3 protein-coding genes are annotated in these 2,674 nt (G+C 72.1%); all 3 read left to right on the top strand.

What is annotated here, in order from left to right; all coding sequences use genetic code 11:
* On the top strand, nt 1-1,202 hold a 1,202-nt coding region (locus BGN95_RS19655; RefSeq protein WP_286773756.1), incomplete at its 5' end, for a glycosyl transferase family protein.
* A gap of 473 nt (nt 1,203-1,675) precedes the next feature.
* Entirely contained in the window at nt 1,676-2,245 is a 570-nt protein-coding gene (locus BGN95_RS19650) for a hypothetical protein (protein ID WP_286773755.1), read from the top strand.
* A 60-nt stretch (nt 2,246-2,305) separates the two neighbouring features.
* Nucleotides 2,306-2,674: sulfite exporter TauE/SafE family protein (locus BGN95_RS19645; RefSeq protein WP_286773754.1), on the top strand; the 369-nt coding region annotated here is incomplete at its 3' end.

Below are 2,674 nucleotides of genomic sequence, written 5' to 3'. Positions count from 1 at the left end.
CGCCGGCCCGGCCGCGGCGCTTCGCGATCCTCGTCCCCGCCTGGGACGAAAGCGCGGTGATCGGCGCGATGCTGCGCACCACGCTCGCGCGGCTCGATCATCCCGATTTCATCATCATCGTCGGCTGCTATCCCAATGATCGCGCGACGATCGCGGTGGTCGCCGATATCGCCGCGCACGACCGCCGCGTCCGGCTGACGATCGGCCGGCGCCACGGGCCGACCACCAAGGCCGATTGCCTCAACACGCTGTGGCGCGCGGTCGCCGCCGCCGACGCATGCGACCGCCGGCGCAGCGACGCGATCGTGCTCCACGATGCCGAGGATGTGGTGCATCCGGCGGAACTGCGCATCTTCGACGCGCTGCTCGATCGGCATGCCGTGGTGCAGATTCCCGTGCTGCCGCTGGCGCGGCGCGACTCGCGGCTGGTTTCGGGCCATTATCTCGACGAATTCGCCGAGGCGCACAGCAAGCAACTGCCGGTGCGCACCTTGCTTCGCGCCGCGGTGCCGCTCGCCGGCGTGGGATGCGCGATCCGGGTCGAGGCGCTGGCGCGGGTCGCGGCGGATCACCGCGCGCCGTTCGACCCGACGAGCCTGACCGAGGATTACGAACTCGGCCTGCGCCTCGCCTCGGTCGGCGCGGCGGCGCATTTCGCGCGGGTCCGCGAAACGCGCGGCGGCACGCTGATCGCGGTGCGCGAATATTTCCCCGCCACCATCGCCGAGGCGGTGCGGCAGAAGGCGCGGTGGATGACCGGGATCGCGCTCGCCGGCTGGGACCGGCTCGGCTGGGGGCGGCTGCGCGACATCGGCGATCATTGGATGCGACTGCACGATCGCCGCGCGCCGCTGGCGGTGATCACGCTCGCGACCGGCTATGTCGCGATCGTCGGCTGGGCGGGATCGGCGGCCGGGCATCTGATCCTCGGCAGTGCGGTGACACCGCCGGGGCCGACGACGGCGCTGCTGCTGCTCGCCAATGCCGCGCTGCTGGCGTGGCGCGCGGCGGTCCGTGCCGGTTTTACCGCCGCGGCCTATGGCTGGCGCGAGGCATTATGGTCGCCGCCGCGGATGATCGTCGGCAATATCATCGCCTTGCTCGCCGCGCGCCGGGCCGCCGCACGCTATGCCGCGATCCTCGCCGGGCGCACGCCGCAATGGGACAAGACCGCGCACGCCTTTCCGACGGACATCGGATGATCCGCGCCAGCCGGCCGCTGCGCTTCATCGTCATCGTCGTCGGCGGGTGGATCGCGATGCGCGTCTTCATGCTGTGGCCTGTTGAAGGACAACCGGACCGCCGGGCGCCGGCGCGAGATGTTCCTTCCCCCGCCCGGCCCGAGACTGATCGTCATACCGGGCTTGACCCGGCATCCAGAGCCTCGGACGCTGTCGCTTGCCGCTCTGAACGCCGGGTCGAGCCCGGCATGACGGGGGAGCATAACGAGGAGAGAAAGCCGAGCCGCGTGGACGGAAGCACATCCGTCGCCAAGCAGCCGGAGACGAGATTTGCAGTTACCCCGGACACGCCGGCTTTTAGCGACTCACCGCGCCACACCGAATCACGCCCTCTCGTCGCATCGGCGGCACCGCCGAAATCCGTCGCCTCGCACCGCTCCTCGCGCTGGGGCGGGAGCGCGTGGCTGATCGCGCGGGGCGGGGGCGGTGCGGCGGTGCCGTTCGCGCCACAGCTCGGCGGAAGCCAGGCCGGCGCGCGGGTGACTTATACGCTGGGCGAGGCACGCCGCGTCGCGATCGCGGCGCGCGTCTCCACCGCGCTGACGATGAGGCAAAGCGAAGCCGCGATCGGCCTCGACTGGCGGCCGACGCGGCACCCGATCCACCTCTTCGCCGAACAGCGCATCGCGATCGCCAACGCGCGCGACGGCCCGACGATCGGGGTGATCGCCGGGCTACCCCAGACGCGGCTCGCCGCCGGCTTCGCGCTCGAAGGCTATGGGCAGGCCGGCGTGATCGCGCGCGGCGGCGGCGAAGGCTTCGTCGACGCCGCAGCCCGCGCGATGCGCCCCGTCGCCCGCGTCGGCGGCGCGCGGGTCGAGCTCGGCGCCGGGCTGTGGGGCGGCGCGCAGCGTGGGGCGGCGCGGCTCGATATCGGCCCGGCGGCCGGCGTGATCCTCCCCACCCCGCGCCCGCTGCGCATCACGCTCGAATGGCGCCAGCGCATCGCGGGTGCGGCGCGCCCCGGCGCCGGCGTCGCGCTGTCGCTCGGCGCGGATTTCTAACGCGCAATTTACCGCGCATGCGTCTTTCGTCGCGAGCGCGAAACGCCTACCGCTGGCGGCATGGACCTCTATCTGCCGATCGCCAATCTGTCGGTGAACGCGCTCGTCATCGTCGCGCTCGGCGCCGGCGTCGGGCTGCTCTCCGGCATGTTCGGGGTCGGCGGCGGCTTCCTCACCACGCCCTTGCTGATCGTCTACGGTATCCCGCCGACCGTCGCCGCCGCCAGCGCGGCGAGCCAGGTGACCGGCGCCAGCGTGTCGGGCGTCTTCGCCTATTTCCGACGCGACGGGGTCGACGTGAAGATGGGCGGGGTGCTCGTCGCGGGGGGGATCATCGGGTCGTTCCTCGGGGCGTGGCTGTTCCGTTTGCTCCAGGCGCTGGGGCAGATCGATACGACGATCGCGGTCACCTATGTCCTGCTGCTCGGC

The organism is Sphingomonas sp. 66-10, assembly GCF_001897045.1.
Classification (GTDB): Bacteria; Pseudomonadota; Alphaproteobacteria; order Sphingomonadales; family Sphingomonadaceae; genus Sphingomonas; species Sphingomonas lycopersici.
Note: the sequence above shows the minus strand (reverse complement) of the source record. Positions and strands in the feature narration are given on the sequence as shown.